At 45.4% G+C, this 15,330-nt stretch carries 13 protein-coding genes; 10 read left to right on the top strand and 3 right to left on the bottom strand.

Annotation, left to right across the window (positions count from 1 at the left end; all coding sequences use genetic code 11):
- Positions 1–39 precede the first annotated feature (39 nt).
- The 7 genes from yoaA (at position 40) to rnd (ending at position 7,448) form a co-directional block, all read left to right on the top strand.
- Positions 40–1,965: a DNA repair helicase YoaA gene (yoaA, locus tag CTT30_RS04525; protein ID WP_252036145.1), complete on the top strand. Its 1,926-nt coding sequence runs from the start codon at positions 40–42 to the stop codon at positions 1,963–1,965.
- A 12-nt stretch (positions 1,966–1,977) separates the two neighbouring features.
- Positions 1,978–2,679 (top strand): tRNA (adenosine(37)-N6)-threonylcarbamoyltransferase complex dimerization subunit type 1 TsaB, encoded by a 702-nt coding sequence (tsaB, locus tag CTT30_RS04530; RefSeq protein ID WP_252036146.1) that lies wholly within the window; start codon positions 1,978–1,980, stop codon positions 2,677–2,679.
- 20 nt (positions 2,680–2,699) lie between these two features.
- The gene (locus CTT30_RS04535) at positions 2,700–3,002 is read left to right on the top strand and encodes a chromosome partitioning protein ParA (RefSeq protein WP_252036147.1); all 303 of its coding nucleotides are present in this window, start codon (positions 2,700–2,702) and stop codon (positions 3,000–3,002) included.
- Positions 3,003–3,021: 19 nt separating this feature from the next.
- Complete coding sequence (locus CTT30_RS04540; protein WP_252036148.1) at positions 3,022–3,579, top strand: Slp family lipoprotein; 558 nt, start codon at positions 3,022–3,024, stop codon at positions 3,577–3,579.
- The gene (locus tag CTT30_RS04545) at positions 3,576–4,433 is read left to right on the top strand and encodes an alpha/beta hydrolase (RefSeq protein ID WP_252036149.1); all 858 of its coding nucleotides are present in this window, start codon (positions 3,576–3,578) and stop codon (positions 4,431–4,433) included. Before CTT30_RS04540 ends, CTT30_RS04545 begins: the two co-directional genes overlap by 4 nt.
- 111 nt (positions 4,434–4,544) lie before the next feature.
- On the top strand, positions 4,545–6,233 hold the full coding sequence (gene fadD, locus CTT30_RS04550) for a long-chain-fatty-acid--CoA ligase FadD (protein WP_252036150.1): 1,689 nt from the start codon (positions 4,545–4,547) through the stop codon (positions 6,231–6,233).
- A 99-nt stretch (positions 6,234–6,332) separates the two neighbouring features.
- Entirely contained in the window at positions 6,333–7,448 is a 1,116-nt protein-coding gene (gene rnd / locus CTT30_RS04555) for a ribonuclease D (protein ID WP_252036151.1), read from the top strand.
- Between the two features lie 45 nt (positions 7,449–7,493).
- On the opposite strand, the gene CTT30_RS04560 is transcribed toward rnd, so the two are convergent.
- Both CTT30_RS04560 and rne read right to left on the bottom strand, forming a co-directional pair.
- Positions 7,494–9,053 carry a SulP family inorganic anion transporter gene (locus CTT30_RS04560; RefSeq protein ID WP_252036152.1) on the bottom strand — a complete coding sequence of 520 codons (1,560 nt, stop codon included), beginning with the start codon at positions 9,051–9,053 and terminating at the stop codon, positions 7,494–7,496.
- Between the two features lie 298 nt (positions 9,054–9,351).
- Complete coding sequence (gene rne / locus CTT30_RS04565) at positions 9,352–12,276, bottom strand: ribonuclease E (RefSeq protein WP_252036153.1); 2,925 nt, start codon at positions 12,274–12,276, stop codon at positions 9,352–9,354.
- Positions 12,277–12,842: 566 nt separating this feature from the next.
- On the opposite strand from rne, the gene rluC reads away from it, so the two are divergent.
- The gene (gene rluC, locus CTT30_RS04570; protein WP_239875294.1) at positions 12,843–13,787 is read left to right on the top strand and encodes a 23S rRNA pseudouridine(955/2504/2580) synthase RluC; all 945 of its coding nucleotides are present in this window, start codon (positions 12,843–12,845) and stop codon (positions 13,785–13,787) included.
- 77 nt (positions 13,788–13,864) lie between these two features.
- Here the strand turns inward: rluC and CTT30_RS04575 are convergent, their stop codons facing one another.
- Positions 13,865–14,446, bottom strand: coding sequence for a Maf family protein (locus CTT30_RS04575; RefSeq protein ID WP_252036154.1), 582 nt, complete (start codon positions 14,444–14,446; stop codon positions 13,865–13,867).
- 148 nt (positions 14,447–14,594) lie between these two features.
- Here CTT30_RS04575 and yceD point away from each other — a divergent pair, with 148 nt between their 5' ends.
- Together yceD and rpmF are read left to right on the top strand one after the other, a co-directional pair.
- The gene (gene yceD / locus CTT30_RS04580) at positions 14,595–15,119 is read left to right on the top strand and encodes a 23S rRNA accumulation protein YceD (protein WP_239836793.1); all 525 of its coding nucleotides are present in this window, start codon (positions 14,595–14,597) and stop codon (positions 15,117–15,119) included.
- Positions 15,120–15,150: 31 nt separating this feature from the next.
- Positions 15,151–15,321 carry a 50S ribosomal protein L32 gene (gene rpmF, locus CTT30_RS04585; RefSeq protein WP_006959289.1) on the top strand — a complete coding sequence of 57 codons (171 nt, stop codon included), beginning with the start codon at positions 15,151–15,153 and terminating at the stop codon, positions 15,319–15,321.
- Positions 15,322–15,330 lie beyond the last annotated feature (9 nt).

Genomic DNA, 15,330 nt, shown 5'->3' on the forward strand with positions numbered 1-15,330 from the left:
CCCGTTTATCACTTGTTTCACTCACATAGTTAGTCCTTGATGATCTCAACAACTTTTTCCGCGGATGGTGCACTAGGCAAAGCGATCCCGGGGTTTCAACCTAGACAAGCTCAGTTAGATATGGCTGAGTCTGTGGTTAAGGCGATTAAACATGACCAGCAAGTCGTCATCGAAGCAGGTACTGGTACGGGAAAAACCTTTGCTTATTTAGTTCCTGCTCTTTTGAGTGGTAAAAAGACCATCATCAGTACGGGCTCGAAAAACTTGCAAGAGCAGTTGTTTCACCGCGATCTACCTTTGATGACCGACGCATTGGGGTTTTATGGTCAGGTGGCGCTGCTAAAAGGCCGAGCAAACTACTTGTGCTTAGATCGCCTTAGCCGTCAAATGGTAGAAAGCCATGGCCATCATGCCGATCCAACATTGCTTAGCCAGCTGATTAAAGTGCGTTCATGGGCGAGCGAGACCAAGAGTGGGGATTTAGGCGACTGTGACGAAATCGCTGAAGACAGCCCAGTGATCCCAACCATTACTTCAACCAACGACAATTGCTTAGGTAAAGAGTGCCCAAGTTATCAAGATTGCTTTGTTCTTAAGGCTCGCAAAAAAGCCATGGATGCTGATGTTGTGGTCGTCAACCATCATTTGTTTTTGGCCGATCTAGCGATCAAAGAAACGGGGTTTGGGGAGCTGATACCTGAAGCCGAAGTATTTATCTTTGATGAGGCTCACCAGCTACCTGATATTGCTAGCCAGTACTTTGGCCAATCTCTGTCCAGTCGCCAAATACAGGAACTGTCCAAAGATATTGAAATTGGCTATCGCACCGAAGCGAAAGACATGCGCCAATTGCAAAAGATCAGTGAGAAATTACAGCAAAGTGCGATGGATTTGCGAGTGGCGCTAGGTGAGCCTGGTTACCGTGGTAATTGGCGTGAAGCCATTCAGTCTCCCTCAATTTCAAGAGAGTTAGAGCGTTTACGCGAGTCCTTAGACTTTTGTCTCGAAGTACTCAAATTAGCATTAGGTCGCAGCCAACTGTTGGATACAGCTTATGAGCGAGCAAGTACGATTCAAGCGAGGCTAGAACGCATTTGCGAAGTCTCCATAACGGGGTACTCCTATTGGTACGATACTTCCCCACGTCACTTCAGCTTGCATATTACACCGCTTTCGGTATCGGATAAGTTTCGGGAACAGATCGAACTTAAGCAAGGGGCATGGATATTTACTTCTGCGACCTTGGGGGTAAAAGGGGATTTTGGTCACTTTACTTCTCGTCTAGGGCTAAAACCTGAGACGGAAATGTCATTGCCAAGTCCATTCGACTACCAAAGTCAGGCAAGGCTATGTGTTCCGCGTTACCTTCCGGAGCCGAATAGCCCGGGTATGGCGGATAAGCTCGTTCGCATGCTCAGTCCTTTGATTGAGCAGAATCAGGGGCGCTGTTTTTTCCTTTGTACCTCTCATAGCATGATGCGAGAGCTAGGTGAGAGATTCCGCGAATGCTTGAGTATTCCGGTGCTGATGCAAGGGGAAACCAGTAAACAAAAAACTCTGGCAGAGTTTATGGAGCTGGGTAATGCTTTGTTGGTGGCGACCGGAGCATTTTGGGAAGGGATTGATGTTAGAGGTGATACACTGAGCTGTGTTATTATCGACAAATTACCTTTCACTGCACCTGATGACCCGTTGCTTAAGGCGCGGATAGAAGATTGCCAGCTTAAAGGTGGTGACCCTTTTTCTCAGGTCCAGATTCCGGATGCCGTGATTACCCTTAAACAAGGGGTCGGGCGGTTAATCCGAGATAAGAAAGACAAAGGTGCGCTGATCATTTGTGACAATCGATTAGTTACACGTGATTATGGTGGCGTTTTCTTGGCCAGCCTCCCACCGATTCCTCGAACACGGGATTTAGGTCTGGTACAGGATTTCCTTAAGCAAATTTCAGAAACAACCGAATAATCAGAGAATTCAATGAGCGCAAAAATTCTTGCCTTAGACACATCAACAGAGAACTGTTCTGTTGCATTGCTAGTTAACGATCAGATCTATGTTCGCAGTGAAGTTGCACCGCGAGACCACACTAAGAAAATCCTCCCTATGGTAGATGAAGTGTTAAACGAAGCCGGGATCACTCTGGCAGAGCTCGATGCTCTTGCGTTTGGTCGTGGCCCAGGCAGCTTTACAGGTGTACGCATTGGCATCGGTATTGCACAAGGTTTAGCATTTGGGGCTGACCTGCCTATGATTGGGATTTCAACATTGCAAGCAATGGCTCAAGGTAGCTACCGTAAACATGGCGTAAGTCATGTAGCGTGTGCGATTGACGCGCGAATGAGCGAAGTCTATTGGGGGCGTTTTTCGCGTCAAGAAGATGGCACTTGGACTGCTGTTGATGCCGAATGTGTTATTCCACCAGCGGTTTTGGCTGAAAATAGTCAAAGTGACGAGCAACGCTGGCTGACTGCAGGAACCGGTTGGGAAGCGTATCAGGAAGTGCTAGCTGAGCTGAAATTTGAAGTCGCGGCGGGAGAAGTGCTTTTCCCTGATGCGGAAGATATCGTCGCACTAGCGAAATTCGAATTGGAACGTGGCAACACCGTGACGGTAGAGGATGCAAGTCCTGTGTATCTTCGTGATACCGTAGCATGGAAGAAATTGCCAGGCAGAGAATAAGGTGTAATTAGACGGATAGTATGGTTTCGATTAATGGATTGCCTCCTTCGGTTCCGGGACCGAATAAGGCCAATAAAACCGGAAAAAAAGATGAGACGAGAAAGTCTCAGAATAAGCCGTCTGTTGGTCAGCCATCTAAAGTCGCCAACGCGGTGGCGCACTCTATTCGTCATGTCAATGAAGCAGACATCCATAAAGCTCAAGTGCAATACGACTTGCCTGAAGGGCAGGGCCGCAAAGCGATGGAAGAGTATATGAATGTCATGAATCAGTCTAAGCGTGATGAACTATCACAGCTGTTAGGTGTCGATATTTATATATAATTCTTTACGGTAAGTCCTTATGTTGCCACGTGTTTTTAAACTTGTTTCTGTAGCTAGTGTGCTTGTTGCTCTCACCGCGTGTAGTACACTTCCAGAAAATCTCGCGTCAAATAACCCCGATCTACAAACGGATTACTCCGGCTGGCAAGCTTCAGCAGCAAAAAAGCAAGAGTTGCGATTGGGTGGTGTGATTGCCAGTGTGACTAACCTGAAAGACAAGACGCGAGTGGAAGTCGTTAATTTACCCATCAGTTCCAATGGTAAGCCTGATATTGACCAAGAACCTCAAGGCCGATTCGTAGGCTATATCGACGGCTTCGCCGACCCTGTGACTCTTTCTCAAGGTCGATTGATTACTTTGCTCGGTGATAGCAATGGCACTGAAGCTGCCAAAGTGGGTGAGTATAGCTACGATTTTCCTGTCATGAATATCAAGAGTTATCATCTGTGGCGAATTGAAGAGCGTGTAATTGTGCACGATGATTTTGGACCCTCAAGGTACCCTTGCCGAAGTTTGTATTGTCGTGACCTCACCCGAGGAACCAGACAGGGCAAAGTGATCCAAGAAGTCAAATGACCCTAAGAGACACTCGTTACCCACTAGCTGACGGTCATCTAGCCGCTATCGAATACGGTTATAGCCAAACAGCAGACTGCTCTATCGTTTTCCTTCACGGTTGGTTGGATAACGCCGCCAGTTTTCAATCTGTAATGAAGGCGTTGCACCAGTCAGCGCCTTTCTTACATCTTTGTGCTATCGATTTACCCGGTCATGGTCACTCTAGCCATAAGTCAGGTAGCAATTTTTACCCATTTCATGATTATATTGACGATGTTTACCAGTTTTTGGCTAAGTTATCGCCAAACAGGTTAGTGTTGGTTGGTCATTCACTTGGTGCTTTGATTGCAAGTTGCTATAGTGCCGCCTTTCCTGAACAAATCAGTGGATTAGTTCAGATAGAAGGGCGTGGGCCTCTGGCGGAAGAAGAAAGTAAAACCGTCTCTCGCTTAAGAGAAGGTGTTTTGAGCCGACAGAGAATACGCAATAAACCGACTAGAGCATTTGATTCCGATACCACCGCTATCGATGTCAGGGCCAAGATTAATCAAATCTCTCCTGAACTTATTAGCCCTGTTGTCAAAAGAGCACTGGCAAGGACTGATGATGGCTGGGTATGGCGTCATGATGAAAAATTACAAAGCCAATCTTTGTATCGAATGTCTTTTGAGCACGCGCAATCCGTTTGCCAACAGATAGTTTGCCCCCAGATCATTGTCCTGGGTGAACAAGGTTTTCCCCACTTGCAGAAACCAACAAATGATGCCTCGATGAATACCGATGTTGTCACGGTACCTGGTGGACATCACTGCCATCTACAAGTCCCTTCTAGAGTATCTAACCTAATTTTTGGCTTAGTTAACAAAATTTAAACAAGTGTTTGAGTCTTTCGTGCTCAAGCACTTGGCCTGTGTTGTAATGGTCGTCAATAAAAAACACGGCGTTTCGTCGACAACAGCCAGCTTATTTCGAGGAGTATTACCGTGGATAAACCTTGGTTATCACGTTATCCGAGCGATGTGCCAGAACACATCAACCCAGATCAATATCCGTCATTGGTGGAAATGTTTGAGCAGTCAGTACAAAAATTTGCTGATCAGCCTGCCTTTATGAATATGGGCTCGGTTATGACGTTCCGTAAACTAGAGGAACGTAGTCGTGCTTTCGCTGCTTATCTGCAAAATGAACTGAAATTGCAAAAAGGTGACCGTGTTGCTTTGATGATGCCAAACTTACTGCAATATCCAGTTGCACTGTTTGGTGTTCTGCGTGCAGGGCTTATTGCTGTTAATGTGAACCCTCTTTACACCCCACGTGAACTTGAACATCAGCTCAACGATTCTGGCGCCAAAGCGATCGTGATTGTCTCTAACTTTGCTAATACCTTAGAGCAAGTTGTCGAAAACACCCCTGTGAAACATGTAGTGCTGACTAGCCTTGGTCAGATGCTTCCACGTGCGAAAGGGACGATTGTCGATTTTGTTGTAAAGTACGTTAAAGGTATGGTGCCTAAGTATGATTTACCAGGTGCAATCTCCATGCGTAAGGCTCTTCATAAAGGTCGACGCTTGCAATACGTTAAGCCTTTTATGTCCGGGGATGATATTGCTTTTCTTCAGTACACCGGTGGGACAACAGGGGTCGCGAAAGGGGCAATTCTGACTCATAGCAATATGATTGCTAATATCATGCAAGCAAAAGGTATGTATGGGCCAGTTCTCAAAGAAGGTCGAGAAGTGGTTGTAACCGCTCTACCGCTTTATCATGTTTTTGCTCTCACGGTGAATTGCTTATTGTTCCTTGAGCTTGGCGGGCGCAATTTGTTGATCACCAACCCTAGAGATATTCCTGGTTTTGTCAAAGAGCTTCAAAAGTGTCCATTCACTGCGATCACAGGCGTAAACACTCTTTTCAATGCTTTGGTCAATAATGAAGACTTCCATGAACTCGACTTCAGTAATCTCAAATTGGCGGTAGGCGGCGGTATGGCCGTTCAGCGAGCTGTTGCTGAACAATGGAAGAAGACCACGGGTGTCCATCTGTTAGAAGGTTATGGACTGACCGAGTGCTCTCCATTGGTGACAGTTAACCCTTATGATCTGACAGAGTATACGGGCGCAATTGGTTTGCCAGTCCCTTCTACTGAAGTACGTATTGTTAATGACGAAGGTAACCCAGTGCCAAATACGGAAGTAGGTGAGCTACAAGTTCGCGGGCCACAGGTGATGCAAGGTTACTGGCAAAGACCGGAAGCCAGCAAAGAGGTGATCAATGGTGAAGGCTGGCTGTCTACTGGTGACATTGTTAAATTTGACGATGAAGGTCTTATCCATATTGTAGATCGCAAAAAGGATATGATTCTAGTCTCGGGCTTTAATGTCTATCCGAACGAGATTGAAGATGTGGTTGCACTGCACGGTAAAGTTCTGGAAGTTGCCGCGATTGGTCAGCCACATGAAGTATCAGGAGAACTGGTTAAAATCTATGTGGTTAAGCGTGATCCAAGCCTGACAAAAGATGAGATCATTGCTCACTGCCGCCAGCATCTAACGGGTTATAAAGTACCTAAGTTGGTTGAATTCAAAGATGAGCTGCCGAAAACCAACGTGGGTAAAATATTGCGTCGTGTTCTTCGTGAAGAGAATGATGCAAACCTAGCGAAGGCCAGCTAAAGTTAAAAATAAGCAGAACCAAGTGTTTAGTGTTAAAATGCCGACTAATACCAGTCGGCATTTTTATTTGCAGGCCCCATTAGTCACAGTGAGAACTTTGTGAATTATCAGATCATTACCTGTTCAGAACAGCTAGAAAGTGTGTGTCAACAAGCTCGAGAAACGGATGTTGTTATGCTCGATACTGAGTTTGTTCGAACCCGCACCTATTATCCTCAGCTTGGCCTTATTCAGTTGTTTGATGGTGAGAAACTTTCTCTGATTGATCCAACGGTCATCGATGATATGACGGCCTTTGTGCTCCTTCTTAAAGATACCTCAGTGCTTAAGGTCTTGCATGCATGTGGTGAAGACTTGGAAGTGTTTAATAACAGCTTTGGGTGCCTACCGTTCCCAATGGTGGATACTCAACTGATGGCTGCATTTTTAGGGCATGGTTTGTCGACGGGTTTCGCTTCTTTGGTTGAATCTTATCTGGCGATTGAACTGGATAAAAGTGAGTCTAGGACAGACTGGTTAGCGAGGCCATTGACTGATAAACAGCTCGATTATGCGGCAGCGGATGTCTACTACTTGTTCCCAGTGTACGAAAAGTTGCACGATGACATTGTTCAGGCTGGTTGGTGGGAAGCAGCTCAGCAGGAAAGTGAGTTACTGGCGACTAAACGTATCAAATCTGTTAATGCTGAATATGCTTACCTTGATATTAAAGGCGCATGGCAACTTAAACCTCGCGAGTTAGCAATATTGAAGCCTCTTGCCACTTGGCGTTATAAAGAGGCGGTTCGCCGCGACTTAGCATTGAACTTCGTTTTCAAAGAGAATGATTTACTTACTATTGCTAAGCTCGGTTTGCAAAACAAACAACGTATGGAACAAGAAGGTATGGATCTTCGCTCGGTGCAACGACACAGTGCGAGAATCATCTCTATTGTTAAGTCAGCACGTATGACGCCTGCGGAGGAGTATCCAGAAAAAATTGAACGCTTAATGGATATGCCGGGCTACAAGCAGAAATTTAAGACATTAAAAGATGAAGTGAAAAAAGTCTCGCAGTCTTCTGGTCTGGCAACGGAGTTCTTAGCCTCTAAGAAACAGCTTAATCAGCTGATCAGTTGGGTATGGAAAAAGGATCGAGATCCGGCACACTTACCAGATGTAATGCAGGGTTGGCGGCTGGAGTTGATGGGTGAAAAGTTAAGCAAGCATTTATAGCGGATAATAAAAGGGCTTCCATGTGGAAGCCCTTGATGTATTTGCTTAACCCGCTAATACGTCGGTTGCGACTTTATAGCTTGGATCTTCTTTGACGTTAATCTCGACCAAGCTGCCTGCTTTGTCGAGTAGCTTACGACAGTCTGGGCTTAGGTGGCGTAGATGAAGTGTCTTACCTTGCGCAGCGTAACGCTCAGCTAGTGTTTCTATCGCTTCAATAGCCGAGTGGTCGGTGACGCGAGAATCGGCAAAATCAACGATCACGTCACTTGGGTCTTCGTGAGCATCGAAAATTTCAAGGAAGTTAGCAACGGAACCGAAGAAGACCGGGCCGTGGATTTTGTACTCTTTAGAGCCTTCCTCATTGATATTAGTATCGGCATAAATATGCTTCGCATGTTGCCATGCAAACATAAGTGCGGATGCGATAACCCCAACAAATACCGCGATAGCAAGGTCAGTCAATACTGTAACCACTGTAACTAGTACAATAACGAAGAAGTCTTGTTTTGGTACACGACGAGCCAGTTTGAACGTTGCCCATTCAAAAGTACCAATCACAACCATAAACATGACGCCGACTAGGGCTGCAAGAGGGATCATCTCAATGAGAGAGGAGGCAAACAGGATGAATATTAACAGCGCAGATGCCGCTACGATGCCTGATAAACGTCCGCGACCACCGGAGTTAACGTTGATCATCGATTGGCCAATCATTGCGCAGCCACCCATAGCCCCAAACACAGAACACGTCATATTTGCCATACCCTGACCAATACATTCACGGTTTGATTGACCACGTGTGTTTGTCATTTCGTCGAGAACAGTCAGTGTTAGCAGAGATTCAATCAGACCAATCGCTGCAAGAATAATGGCGTAAGGCAGAATGATTTGTAGAGTTTCAAGTGTGAATGGCACCATAGGGATGGAGAAGGTTGGGAGCGAGCCTGCCAGCGTTGCAGCGTCATCACCTGACATCGTGCGTAGGAAGTCGACAACGGTACGGGTTTCCAGATCTAAGCCTACTACCAAAGCTGTCACTGTGACGATCGCTACCAAGGACGATGGTACGGCGGTCGTGAACTTTGGTAGGAAGTGGATAATAGCCATAGTTAGCGCCACCAAACCCAACATCAGCATCATTTGGTCTTGAGGTAGCCAAGTTAGCATGCCATTAATGTCCGGCGCTTTAAACTGACCAAGCTGAGCTAGGAAAATCACAATCGCCAGGCCATTCACAAAACCAATCATAACTGGATGCGGCACGATGCGAATGAATTTGCCGAGCTTAAACAAGCCCGCCGCTACTTGGAGGATACCTGCTAGCATGATCGCTCCGAACAGATACTGAACTCCATGGGATGCAACCAGTGATACCATAACAACAGCCATTGCGCCTGTTGCACCAGAGATCATACCGGGACGACCACCGAAGATAGAGGTAATAAGGCCAACAATGAATGCTGCGTAGAGACCAACCATAGGGTCAACGCCTGCAACGAATGCAAAAGCAACGGCTTCAGGCACTAACGCTAACGCAACGGTTAGGCCGGATAACACGTCGTTTTTTACAGAGTGTTTCGAAAATTGAGGGAATTCAAACATGATTGCTCAGTTATGCTAAATGTTTACGGTTATTCTGAATATCAGAGAACGACAGTTTAAAGTATAGGTTCTGGTTTAGTTTTCATGTGAGCAAAATGCGATGTAAAAGAGCACTGAAAACCAAACAATTGATTCAGATCGAGTCGGCGAATGCTACCTAAAAGTGTGATTAAGTTCAACAAAGAAGCCAATATTGGCTAATATTTGTGACAAATAGTGAGAGCAGTCATGAACTGCCCTAGGTATACATAAAAAAACAGCCCCAAAATGGGGCTGTTTTACTCTTCATCAAATCTAATTAAAAGCTTTGAGGCTTTGCCATTGCAGCACTGGCTTTATTGCTAGCAACTTGGCTGCCTGCCCCTTTAGACAGATAACGCTCTTCGCGGAAAGGTGCCGCAACCACATTGATTTCTTTCATCTCTGTAGTCCCTGGCGCTTTAGCCATTGGTGCAGAAGCGTGACCTTTAAAGGCTTTAGGCACGACAATATCTGAGCTTGGCTGAGTTTCAGGCGCGACAACCGTTTCTTTTACGGTGTTTTCTTCGACTACCGGTATAACGTCAGTTTTTGTCTCTTCAGTCTCTGCAGCTGCTATTGGAGCTGCTTCAACCGCTGTGGTCGCTTCAACTGGTTCAGCTTGTTCCACTACTGGCTCAATCACAGGTTCTTGTTGGCGAACAATTACTTTGCCCATTGCCATTTCTGGACAAGCAAAACCTCCAAGGACTGCTGTAGCTTCAGCGCTAGCGACTTGCTCAGTCTTTGCTTTCTGCTTAGCTTCTGGTTTGGTAATACCGTAACTTGGCATGACTTTACCCATTGCCATTTCTGGCGAAGCGACGCCACCTTTACGTAGACGGAAAGGATTAGGGCGACGATCACGACCACGACGACGGCGCTGTCCACTTGCACGAAGATGACGTGGTGAACGACGGTTACGACGCTGTTTTGGTTGTTCGCCTTCTTCCGCTGCTGCTTCATCAACAGATTGCTCAACCGCTTCTGCTACCGCTTCGGTTTTAACCTGTTTCACTTCTTCAACAGCTTCAGCTTGGGCTTTCTGATCTTTTACGCGAACCTGCTTATTCAGTTTACGGCGCTGGCGGCGCTCTTTAACTTTTGCAGCCTTTTCTTCTGCGCGATTAGGTTTGTCGTCTTTCTGTGCTTCGGCAGCAAGTTTTAGGCCCTCTTCAGCAACTTTACTTGCTTTGGCATCATCACGCTGCTTGTTACGGCGGTCTTGCTTAGGCTTACGGTTTTGCTGCTTACGCTCATTAGAAGCTGCTTTGTTCTCATTCGCAGATTCATCACGCTCACGCTGAGGCTTGTTACGTTTATTATCACGCTTGTCTTCACGATTCTCGTTACGGTTGTCACGAGAGTTGCGACGACGTTGGTCATTACGATTACGGCGGTTGCGATTGTTACGCTGGCCTTCTTTTTTCGTATGCTTCGGTGTCTCTTCTGGCTGCTCTTTTTCAGCATCTGAACTGAACAGGAAGTTACCTAATGCTTTGAAGAATCGAGTCACTAAGCTAGGTTTCTCCTCGCTAGGCTCTGTTTTCTTCTCAGATGTCTTCACTGGTTGTTTCGGCGCAGGTGCTGACTGAGAAGGTGCAGCGAAACCTTTAAGTGCTGGTTCTTCGAGTTTCTTTGGTTTAACTTCGGTTTCCGTGGTCTCGCGGCCTTCCGCTTCTTTCATTGACTCGAGTTTCTTAGGCAGCAAGTAAGACAGTAAATCAAACTCTTCACCTTCACGAACTCGGATCACTTCGAAATGCGGTGTTTCCATGTCTGAGTTAGGAACTACCGTGATCTTCACTTCCTGAATGCGTTCAATGTGGTTAACCGAGCGGCGTTTTTCATTCAGAAGGTATGATGCAATTGGAACAGGAACAACAGCCAAAACTTGAGCTGTGTTGTCTTTCAATGCTTCTTCTTCAATTAAACGAAGAACGGAAAGTGCAAGAGACTCGTTATCACGTACTACACCTGTACCACTACAGCGAGGACAGATATGGTGGCTAGCCTCTGCAAGAGATGGGCTCAGACGCTGGCGAGACATCTCTAGTAGCCCAAAGCGTGAGATACGACCAATTTGGACGCGAGCACGGTCAAGACGAACAGCATCACGCAGACGGTTTTCCACTTCACGTTGATGACGAACAGGCGTCATATCAATGAAGTCGATAACAACAAGACCACCTAAGTCACGAAGACGAAGCTGGCGCGCAATCTCATCCGCTGCTTCAAGGTTGGTGTTCAGTGCCGTCTCTTCGATATCGCCGCCTTTCGTTGCACGAGCGGAGTTAATATCGATTGACGTTAGTGCTTCTGTTGGATCAATCACAATTGAACCACCAGATGGCAAGCGCACTTCTCGTTGGAAAGCGGATTCAATCTGGCTTTCAATCTGATAATGGCTAAATAGAGGTACTTCACCGTCGTATTTTTTGACTCGATTCACGAAGTCAGGGCGAACAAGGCGAATGTGCTCTAATGCACGCTCATAGATGGTATTGCTATCTATCAGAATTTCACCAATATCACGACGAAGATAATCGCGAATGGCGCGTACGATAACATTACTTTCTTGGTGGATCAGAAGAGGGGCGGGGTTAGCATCAGAGGCTTGTTTGATCGCTCCCCAGTGGTTGAGTAGTACATTTAAGTCCCACTCAAGCTCTTCTGCGCTTTTACCAACACCCGCAGTGCGAACGATCAGGCCCATGCCTTGCGGCAGTTCCAAAGTGCTCAGTGCGGCTTTAAGTTGAGTGCGCTCATCCCCTTCGATTCGGCGAGAGATACCACCGGCACGAGGGTTATTTGGCATCAGAACAAGGTAACTACCAGCAAGAGAGATAAAAGTCGTGAGTGCAGCGCCTTTGCTGCCTCGTTCTTCTTTCTCAACCTGAACAATCACTTCCTGGCCTTCAGTCAGCACTTCTTTAATGCTAGGTCGGCCTTGGTAGGTGTAGCCTTCAGGGAAATATTCGCGGGCAATTTCTTTTAGAGGGAGGAAACCGTGTCTTTCAGCACCATAATCAACGAAGGCTGCTTCCAGACTTGGTTCGATGCGAGTGATACGTCCTTTGTAGATATTTGCTTTTTTGGATTCGTGGCCTGGGCTTTCGATATCTAAATCATATAAGCGCTGACCATCAACCAAAGCAACACGCAACTCTTCTTTTTGAGTTGCGTTGATTAACATTCTTTTCATTGATAAATCTCGTTGTCATTCTATGTCTTCTTGCTGCCTAGTAATTTCTTTCACGGTGCCTGATCCCATGGCTTAATGTGTGCAGCCTCCCGGCTGGAGGGATGCTCTTTGGGCACGTCAGTCTTACAAACGTTTGGCTTGTAAGCCGCAATAGTGGCGGATGATACTCAACATGAAAGATTTTTGAGTAGGGCAGCAAGCTGTACTAATCCCGAAAATGTCTTACGCCATATGCTGCATTTTGGTAAATTAGCGGGCTACTCATTCTCTTGCTCAAAAGTGATCGGGCTTGTTTAAAATGCAACCTAATCATTCATTGCAGGTGTGAACTATAGCAGTACCCATTAAACTCAGCAATCTGCTTTATTATAAAACGCTAAAAAACCTAATTTTAAATTTTTTAAGTTCATGTATTTAAAAACTTTGTATAAGGTTTTTTGAAAATTGCAATTAGCTTGGTGGATTTTTATTCGTAGAACAACAGAAATTCATTCTAAGAGAGGGGATGATTAAGTTGTTGCCTAGAAAACGTGAACTTACGCAAGCTAGAATGATAGAATAGCCAAATGAGCGAAATTAGAACAAAAGTCCAGTTTGTCGATATCGACGAAGACATGGCTGGCCAGCGTATCGATAACTTCTTACGCAACCAACTGAAAAGCATTCCAAAAAGCATGGTTTACCGGATCTTGCGCAAAGGGGAAGTGCGCGTAAACAAGAAGCGAATCAAAGCTGAATATAAATTGAAAGCGGGGGATTTAGTCAGAATTCCTCCTGTGACGATTGAAGAAAAGCAAGACGAAGTTGCACCAAGTGTCAAACTCAATAAGGTGGCTGAACTTGAACATATGATCATCCATGAAGATGAACATATGTTAATTCTAAACAAACCTTCGGGTACCGCTGTTCATGGTGGCAGTGGGCTAAAGTTTGGCGCGATTGAAGCATTACGTGCACTAAGACCACAAGCTCGTTTTCTTGAACTAGTGCATCGTATTGACCGTGATACTTCTGGTATTTTGCTCGTGGCGAAAAAGCGTTCAGCTTTGCGCCATCTTCAAGCTCAGTTTCGAGAGAAAACCGTGCAGAAATACTACTTTGCCTTGGTGATGGGTCAGTGGAAAAGCAGCTGTAAGGTTGTCAAAGCGCCACTACTCAAAAATGAGGTGAATAGTATTGTGCGTGTGAATCCGCAGGGAAAACCTTCAGAGACACGCTTTAAGATCATAGAAAAGTTCGCAGATGCGACTTTGATTCAGGCGAGTCCTATCACGGGGCGTACCCACCAAATCCGTGTTCATACTCAGTATACAGGTCATCCAATTGCTTGGGATGACCGATATGGTGATCGTCGATTTGATGCATATACCGCGAAAGTAGGGCTTGATCGCCTTTTCCTTCATGCAGCTAATATCAAGTTCCAACATCCATCTAATGACGAATGGATGGAGATAAGTGCCCCAATGGAGCCAAAGCTTGAAAAGGCATTAGCTGGACTTCGTAATCTTTAAATGAAGTGATAGGTCTTATAAGCGAGAGTTAAACAGTAACAGAGTTCTACTCTCGCGTGTGAATACACTCAATCTGATTAAAGTACAGAGACTCCTTGAGTTTCAAGCATATCTATCAGGTCAATCAAAGGAAGGCCAATTAAGGTGTTCGGGTCTTTACCTTCTAGTCGCTCAAATAAGGCGATGCCTAATCCTTCACTCTTAAAGCTACCTGCGCAATAGAATGGTTGTTCTTTATCGACATAATTGCAGATTTGTTGGTGCGTCAACTTTCGGAATTGAACGGTAAATGTATCTACCCGTACTTCTGTCTTTTCTGTTTCAGTGTTATGGATCGCTAGCCCAGTAAAAAATTGAATGGCCTTGCCGCTTTGTTGAGTGAGCTGCTGAATGGCTTTCTCCCTATTGTGAGGCTTACCTATTATTTGCCCATTAATAATACAAACCTGATCACTGCCTATGATAAGACTCGGCTGATCGGTCTGACAAGACTCAGCTTTACCTATTGCTAAGCGCTTGACTAGGTTTTCAGGTTGCTCATTAGAAAGTGGTGTCTCATCAAAACGAGGAGAGGCAGTGACAAAAGGGAGTGATAGCTTATCAAGCAGTTGTTTGCGATATGGAGAGGTTGAGGCTAAAACAAGTTGGTATTTTGACATTGTCTATTACAATCTTTCAGGGAGTTAGCCACAGCTTAATCGATATTACGCTAGTCGTCCTAGCTCTTCTGATACTAAGGAAAAAAACTCTAACTTTTTGTCCTTTTCCTTTGACTCAAAACGAATTGGAAGATAGAATTCGCGCCCTATGCAAAAGGTAAAAATACCGCGAACGGTTGATCCGGCACGCGCTGCTCAGAAGCGACTTGATTATGATGGTATCATTCAAGTTAGCCTTTTTAAGCGTTTGTTTGACTCAGTCGAAGGCGTTAAACGCGACGCTCAAGTGTCATTGTCATTTGAGTTAGATGAACAGCGGCTCGTTGTTATCTCTGGTAAAGCTAACATCGAAGTTGATTTAGAGTGTCAACGCTGTAATGAGGTTTTCGCACATGAGTGCGATGTCCAATTCACTTATACACCTTACAAAGGTGAAAAGACTGAAGAGGAAGCACCGGAAGAGTACGATTTGGTAGATCTGAACGAGTACGGTGAAATTGACCTAATACAGCTTGTTGAAGACGAGTTCATTCTAAACTTGCCTCAAATCGCAAAACATGATGAAGCGGACTGTAGCGTTAAATCAGACAATTTGGTATTTGGTGAAATTCCAGAAGAAATTGTGGAAGATAAGCCGAATCCATTCGATGTTTTAAAAAACTTAAAGAAGTAATTCTTTAAGAATTAACATAGGAGTAGGGTCAATGGCCGTACAAAAGAGCAAGAAATCACGTTCAAAGCGTGGCATGCGTCGTTCACACGATGCCCTATCTACAGCTGCACTATCTGTAGACGCAACTTCAGGTGAAACTCACCTGCGCCACAACGTAACTGCTGAAGGTTACTACCGTGGTAAAAAGGTTATCAACAAGTAAGGTTGACCT

This window comes from Vibrio coralliilyticus, from assembly GCF_024449095.1.
GTDB classification, from domain to species: domain Bacteria; phylum Pseudomonadota; class Gammaproteobacteria; order Enterobacterales; family Vibrionaceae; genus Vibrio; species Vibrio coralliilyticus_A.